Annotated in this window: 7 protein-coding genes and 1 riboswitch; of the genes, 1 reads left to right on the plus strand and 6 read right to left on the minus strand. The window is 54.0% G+C overall.

Translation table 11 applies throughout. The annotated features are described in order from the left end of the window. Positions 1–27: 27 nt before the first annotated feature. The 5 genes from rsmA to PA598K_RS34040 all read right to left on the minus strand — a co-directional run bounded on the left by rsmA (position 28) and on the right by PA598K_RS34040 (position 5585). On the minus strand, positions 28–927 hold the full coding sequence (rsmA, locus tag PA598K_RS34020; protein ID WP_128661183.1) for a 16S rRNA (adenine(1518)-N(6)/adenine(1519)-N(6))-dimethyltransferase RsmA: 900 nt from the start codon (positions 925–927) through the stop codon (positions 28–30). Between the two features lie 5 nt (positions 928–932). Beyond that, entirely contained in the window at positions 933–1496 is a 564-nt protein-coding gene (gene rnmV, locus PA598K_RS34025) for a ribonuclease M5 (RefSeq protein ID WP_128661171.1), read from the minus strand. A gap of 176 nt (positions 1497–1672) precedes the next feature. Continuing rightward, complete coding sequence (locus PA598K_RS34030; RefSeq protein ID WP_128661172.1) at positions 1673–2824, minus strand: 3D domain-containing protein; 1152 nt, start codon at positions 2822–2824, stop codon at positions 1673–1675. A 279-nt stretch (positions 2825–3103) separates the two neighbouring features. After that, positions 3104–3304, minus strand: a riboswitch (cyclic di-AMP (ydaO/yuaA leader). Positions 3305–3485: 181 nt separating this feature from the next. Continuing rightward, positions 3486–4253: a TatD family hydrolase gene (locus PA598K_RS34035; RefSeq protein ID WP_128661173.1), complete on the minus strand. Its 768-nt coding sequence runs from the start codon at positions 4251–4253 to the stop codon at positions 3486–3488. 39 nt (positions 4254–4292) lie between these two features. After that, complete coding sequence (locus tag PA598K_RS34040) at positions 4293–5585, minus strand: HD domain-containing protein (RefSeq protein ID WP_128661174.1); 1293 nt, start codon at positions 5583–5585, stop codon at positions 4293–4295. Positions 5586–5865: 280 nt separating this feature from the next. On the opposite strand from PA598K_RS34040, the gene PA598K_RS34045 reads away from it, so the two are divergent. Beyond that, positions 5866–6120: an AbrB/MazE/SpoVT family DNA-binding domain-containing protein gene (locus tag PA598K_RS34045; protein ID WP_020620812.1), complete on the plus strand. Its 255-nt coding sequence runs from the start codon at positions 5866–5868 to the stop codon at positions 6118–6120. Positions 6121–6244: 124 nt separating this feature from the next. Here PA598K_RS34045 and PA598K_RS38495 read toward each other — a convergent pair. Continuing rightward, positions 6245–6785, minus strand: a 541-nt coding sequence (locus PA598K_RS38495; protein ID WP_260405751.1) for an SAM-dependent methyltransferase, incomplete at its 5' end; no start/stop codon positions are given.

Below are 6785 nucleotides of genomic sequence, written 5' to 3' on the forward strand. Positions count from 1 at the left end.
CAAAAAGCCGTACCAACTGGTACGGCCCTAGTGTATCCAGTTCTCCTTCAGGAGCGCCTCGCTGACGGCCGCAAATTCGTCCAGACGAAGCGTCTCGCCGCGACGGCCGGGATCGATCCCTAGCCCCTCCAGCAGGCCCACCAGCGCCTCGCGGTGCTCCTTGCCGACGAAGGCCGTCAGATTGTTGGCCAGCGTCTTGCGCCGCTGCGCAAAAGAGGCCTGGACGACACGGAAGAAGAAGGGCTCGTCGCTAACGGCCACCGGCGGTTCGCTCCGCAGCGTCAGCTTGATGACAGCCGAGTCCACATTGGGCTGCGGGATGAAGACGGTATGGGGCACCGTACAGACCAGCTTCGGCTCGCAGTAGTACTGCACAGCCACGCTGAGGCTGCCGTAGGCCTTGCTGCCCGGTGCGGACGCCATACGCTCGGCGACCTCCTTCTGGATCATGACGACGATGTGCTGAAGCGGCAGTCGCTCCTCGAGCAGCTTCATGAGGATCGGCGTCGTCACATAGTACGGCAGATTGGCGACGACGCTGACGCCGCTGCAGCCAGCGAACTGACGGGCTATAAGCGCCGGCAGATCCATCTCCAGCACATCGCCATGGATGACCTCGACCTGCGGCGTATCCGCGAGGATCTCCCGCAGGATCGGGATGAGCCGGTTGTCGATCTCAATCGCCGTTACCTTTCCCGCAGTCTCGGCGAGCTGCTGCGTGAGCGCCCCGATCCCCGGGCCGATCTCAAGCGCGCCCTTTGTCTCGTCGAGCTCGGCGCTCTCCACGATATTACGCAATATATTGGGGTCGATCAGGAAGTTCTGACCGAGGCTTTTTTTGAAGGTGAAGCCATACCGTTTGATAATCTCCTGCGTCCGCTTCGGCGTACCGATGCCGGGCGCAACGCGATGCTGCGGCTTGTCCATCATCTTTACTCCTCTCCACGCTCGGGCAACATACGCTCCAACTGCGAGAGCGCTGAGGCGAACTCCGCTCTGGAGATTCTGAACATGCTGCAGCGCTTGTAGAATTGCTTGCCGTTCGCATAGCCGATGCCCAACAGGTTGCCCATCGCCAGCCTACGCGAGGCCGCCTCCGGGTGGACGATCAGACCGGCATGGATCATATCCTCCCACGCAAGCTCCGGCTCGCTATCGTCCATCACCTCTGTACGCACCTGGCTGAGCGCGCGACGGATCGCCTCGGGTTTTGCATTCTCGACGCCGATATCGCCCTTGTAGAGCGCCTCCTCCTGCGGCAGGAAGGCATGCTTGCAGCCCGGTACACGACTGGCGACGATTTTGCGGATACGCTCGCCAGCGTGATCCGGATCGGTGAAGATGATAACCCCGCGACGCGCCTGAGCCAGCTCGACCCGCTTCAGCACCGCCTCGCCGATTGCCGAGCCGCCCGTCTCGATCGTCTCCGCCTCGACGGCGCGCTTGATGGCGACCGTATCGTCCTTGCCTTCGACGACGATAATTTCTTTGATCATAGCTTGTCCCTTTCGCTCGGAGCTTCATTCGCCCCGTCATTTTCGCCCCGACCTTCAAACATCAAAAAGAAGAGGCGATTGCCTCTTCTCATAATGGCATAATTGCAACTAAAAAGCGATATGATTAAAGCATCTGCATGATGCGCGGCTTCTCAGATCCGACCGATACCCCGGCTTTAGCTCGCCTTGGGCTTGTTGGGGCCAATGACATGAACCGTGTAGCCCTTTTTACGACCGAACTTTTTGGCGTAGGATTCACTCTCATAAAACACATCGATTTTGTTGCCTTTGATGGCGCCGCCGGTGTCTTCCGCACGGCGGAGACCGATCCCCTCGATATACACCCACCAGCCAATCGGGATGACTTTCGGATCGACTGCGATCGTACGTCCTTCTTGAACCTTGGCGCCCGAAGCGGTGATGCCGTAGAGCGGATGCTTTTCGCTTTTTCCGGTCGACTCGACCCCGGCCGTATACGCGGTTAGCGTGACGTTTTTAAGCGTCTTTTTGGCCTTGAAATTGTAATCCTTCATGCTGACCGACGTTTCGGCCTTCGCAGTGGACGAAGAGAGCACACTAACTTTGGGCTCCGGCTTTTTCGTGCCTACCGCAACGACCTGTTCGACTGCCGAAGCCTCCATCGACTTCAGCACCAGCTCTTCAGAGACAAGCTGGCCGTCCTCATATATTTTTTTGAACTGCTTGACGAGCAGTCCTTCCTGACCGGTCTGGATGACCTTCTGCTTGCCTTCCGCAAGCTGCGGGTCTTCTTTCTTGACGACCTTGTACGGCATCTTGTGCTGCGTCGTCTCGACCTCTGTATCGACGCGGACGACGGAGATCGTCACATCCGAGTTGATCTCTGACGTTAATGACGGCGTCACTCTATCTTGTTCGCGGACGGGGATGTTAAATGTCTCCATCGCGTCCTGCACGGTTTTGTCTGTCGTGTAGTACGTATTGGTCTTGCCGTCTGCCTTGACGGTGACCGCCTTCGCATGGTCGATGACGACCCGGTCTCCGTCCTTGATCGATGCGCCCTGCGCGAGCGACACCTTGTCGTAAGGGCCGATCTCGATCGACCGCTCAGCCAGCAACCGCTCCAATGTCCACTGCTTCGTGGATACGATCTGCTCCTGCCCATTGATGACTACCGATACCTTCTTCTCGGCAGTACCGTACAGCAACACCAACAACATGAAAGTCATAGCGATTGAAATGATCGCACTCAGAAGGATCAAACGCAAATTTTCATGCTTCCATCGCAACGCGAAAGACATGCTGGATGATCGTTTACCATGGGTATCCTTGATTTGGAACATGCCCACTTCCTCGGTCCTCCTTCATAGCCGCCGCCTGAGAAAAGCGCATGATACTTGGCGTGACTATCTTAGAATAGCGTGCAAGCACGCACTTCCAGTGCCCTCGTGTACCCCCACCTCCATGTAACACCCTATGTCGGGGCTTTACGCAATATTCAAATCTTAGATGTTTCTAACTCTTAGGCGAGTTGCAACTCCAAGAAACGAAAAGGAAGCCTTTCGACAGAGGATCTGTTTCGTGGCTTCCGGCGAAAAAATATTCATGCCGAATCGGGGTACTCACGAGTGATCTCTCTATGGACGCTGACGAGGTTAGCTGACGGGTTCGGACATGAGAGTCGCCCTATCGGAAGCGAGCCGTTTGCGATCGATGGCTTCTTCGCGAATTCACCCCAAGGAAGAAAATCGGACAGCTGCAAGTGGGAGAGCAGACTGGCGATTTTGGTTCCCCCGTTCTTCAAATCGAAGATTAAGCGAAACTGGAAATTGGATACATTACTCAAGCTCTGAGAAGAATCATACCTTCTTTGTACCCTCATTGTAAAGATCGCTCAAAAGACGATTTTAACGAATTTTTAGGAAAAAGGGGGTCTATTCCCGGGATTTATCGCTCCAAAGAGAGTTTTTTCATGCGATTCATTCGAAATCCTAGCTGTTTTGGCGTTTTTCATTGAATTCCAAAACATCTCTGTGCGTTCTCCGTCGTAATTCTTGCAATTTCTTCCAAAGATTTTCCTTTCATTACCGCTGCGGCCTCCGCGACCAACCTCACATAAGCCGGTTCATTTCGCTTCCCTCGATAGGGGTGAGGAGCCAAATATGGACAGTCCGTTTCGATCAAAAGACGGTCGAGCGGCACCTCCTTCAACACCTCTTTGGGAACCCTTGCATTTTTGAAAGTAACCGGTCCCCCGAGTGAAATATAGAATCCCATATCCAAACATTGACGCGCCGTCTCCCAGCTGCCGGAAAAGCAATGCATGACGCCGCCGACATCTTTTGCATGCTCCTCCCGCAAGATCTTGACGATGTCCTCATGCGCGTCCCTATTATGGATAACGACAGGTTTGCCAACTTCGCGAGCGAGCCGGAGCTGTTCACGGAGGACGCGTTGCTGGACATCCTTGGGCGAGGTATCCCAATGATAGTCGAGACCGATCTCGCCAATCGCCACCACCTTCTCATGGCTGCACAGCGAGGCGATCCAATCCAGGTCCTCGGGCTTCATATGGATGCTGTCCACAGGATGCCAGCCAACGGCAGCATAGATGAAATCGTACGTCTCTGCAAGCGCCATCGTCGTCGGGATCGTCTCGCGATTGAAGCCAATATTGATCATCCGGTCGACGCCGGCCTCGCGCGCGCGCCGGATCGTCTCCTCCCGGTCCTCCGCGAATGCATGCGCGTCCAGATGGGTATGCGTGTCAATGATCATGATGTTTTTTTTACCCCTTTCTTCTATTATTACAGATTTTTAATGAATGCCGAACAACGCCTTCGTTTCATTCGATAACATCCGCGCTTTTTCGCGCAGCAATTCCTCTGGAAAATACAGATGATACTTGCCTTTATGAAGGCCGGTGATGGAGGTGACAATGTCGGATTTGCCTGAGATTTCCGCTAGTTGGTCATGTGGATCAAGCATCAGGATCGGCGGTTTCTCCTCGCCTTCGCCTGTGCCCGGCCGATAGACATCATAAGACAAATCGTACGGGAAATCGATCTCCAGATGGTAATCCGGATGCAAGCCGGCTAGCCGCAGCTCGTCCCGAATCGCCGCCCAGCGAGCTTCATCTGGTTGGGTCACGGTTATATATTTGTATAGACGACGATGAAGGAATCGATGGCACAGATCGGACAAAATCTCATCCTCCTCGGAGGCCCATTCCATGAAGATGGTCTGAACCATTGCCTCATCAAGACGGAAGTAATCATCGATATCCAATGTCCCGCGCAGTAGGCTTTCAAATGGCCGCATCATCATCCGGAACGGGTAGCGACCCACATAAAGCTCCTTCGCTCTGCGAAAAATTTGTCTAAGGATAATCTCCGAGCTTCGGGTCACAGGATGGAAGTAAACCTGCCAATACATCTGGTAACGGGACATCAGATAGTCCTCGACGGCATGCATGCCGCTTTCCTTGATGACGATCCGCCCGCGATACGGACGGAGGACACGCAGGATTCGATCCAGGTCGAAGGTGCCATAGTTGACGCCGGTAAAATACGCATCCCGCAGCAGATAATCCATCCGATCCGCATCCATCTGACTCGATACGAGGCTGACGACGATCGGCTTGGCATAGGTTTTGCAGATGACGGAAGCTACCTGTTCGGGGAAGTCGTCCGAGATCGTGCGCAACACCCGGTTCACCTCTGTATCCTCCAGCAGAAATCGGCATGTCCACGCTTCGTGATCCGTGTCAAAGACCTGTTCGATGGAGTGGGAGAAGGGGCCGTGACCGAGATCATGCAGCAGGGCGGCACAGAGCGACAACAGCTTTTCCTCCTTGGGCCAATCCGGATAATGACTACGCTCAAACTGCGATATAATTTTTCTTGTAATTTCATAAACGCCCAGGGAATGGGAAAAACGACTATGCTCGGCGCCGTGAAAGGTCAAGTACGACGTGCCGAGCTGACGGATGCGGCGAAGTCGTTGGAATTCTTTGGTATTAATGAGATCCCAGATTAGTTGATCCTGAACGTAAATGTATTTGTGGACAGGATCCTTAAACACTTTCTCTTCGGCCATGATCCGAGACATCGCTCTCACCTCATGATTAATTTTGTCGACGTTCGTTCATTAATTCGACACAGATCGTCGATATTTTGTCGAACGGTGTCGATCTTTCATTTCCATGTCCAGTAACCTTGTAGTATCCTAATGAGGAAGCCACTCCCCTTACCAGTCCTTCGAAGTCACATTTTAAGCCCAAAAATTTAGGTTGACTATTCTGGTAAAGGTTGGTACTATAGAATACAGAAAACGTAGTATTTTGTCGAATGGTGACGAATTTAAATTGCGAGAGGGGCAACAATAGATTATGATGAAATCCACAGGTATTGTTCGCAAGGTTGATGAGCTTGGTCGTGTCGTTATTCCAATCGAGCTCCGTCGCACATTGGGCATCGGCGAGAAGGACGCACTCGAAATTTATGTAGACGGCGAGCGCATCATGCTGAAAAAATATGAGCCGGCTTGCATCTTCTGCGGCAACGCAGAAAACGTGACGTACTTCAAAGGCAAAATTGTTTGTAACGAATGCATTTCGGAATTGCCGGAACCTGTGACAAAATAAGCAAGATCGGTTATAATGGAATCCTATACAACTTGGTAATTCTAACCTTTTTCATACTCCTTGATGCCTCCCCAGGCGAACCGACTGGGGAGGTCTTTTTTTTATTCGTCCTGCATTCGCTCTGCTATGAATCGTGTTTCTTCATTAGAGTGTTGTATACCTCGCGTCTAGACAGTCCCCGGTCCTGAGCGGCGCGGCGCATCGCCTCCTTGTGATCTCCAGTCAGCTCCTGGTAGTGGCGGACATGATCCGCCAGCTCAAGCGTAGACCACCAAACCACCTCGTCAGCCCTTGGCGCGCCGTCTGCCGCAGCGGACCGATGCTCGGCTCCGCCAATGACGAGTACGTATTCGCCTTGCGGCGGATGGTCGTCCAGCCAGCTCCGGCATTGCTCGACGGTGCCGCGCGCGACCTCCTCGTATCGCTTCGTCAGCTCCCTTACCATCGCCATCGGTCGATCGCCCCATGCCTCGCTCACCGCCTGCAGCGTCTTCTCGAGGCGATGCGGCGACTCGTACAAGATCAGCGTCCCTTCCTGCCCGGCCAGCTCATCGAGCCATGGCTGCAGCCGCTTCTTCTCGCGCGGCGGGAATCCGGCGAATAGGAAGCGCTCGGTCGGCAGCGCGGAGACGATCAACGCCGAGAGCGCCGCATTGGCTCCAGGG

The organism is Paenibacillus sp. 598K (assembly GCF_003851045.1).
Taxonomy (GTDB): domain Bacteria; phylum Bacillota; class Bacilli; order Paenibacillales; family Paenibacillaceae; genus Paenibacillus_D.

Bases quoted from the DNA above. Each gene is read 5' to 3' on its own strand.
- rsmA (WP_128661183.1), bottom strand. From the start codon at position 927: ATGGACAAGCCGCAGCATCGCGTTGCGCCCGGCATCGGTACGCCGAAG.
- rnmV (WP_128661171.1), bottom strand. From the start codon at position 1,496: ATGATCAAAGAAATTATCGTCGTCGAAGGCAAGGACGATACGGTCGCC.
- PA598K_RS34035 (WP_128661173.1), bottom strand. From the start codon at position 4,253: ATGATCATTGACACGCATACCCATCTGGACGCGCATGCATTCGCGGAG.
- PA598K_RS34040 (WP_128661174.1), bottom strand. From the start codon at position 5,585: ATGTCTCGGATCATGGCCGAAGAGAAAGTGTTTAAGGATCCTGTCCAC.
- PA598K_RS34045 (WP_020620812.1), top strand. From the start codon at position 5,866: ATGATGAAATCCACAGGTATTGTTCGCAAGGTTGATGAGCTTGGTCGT.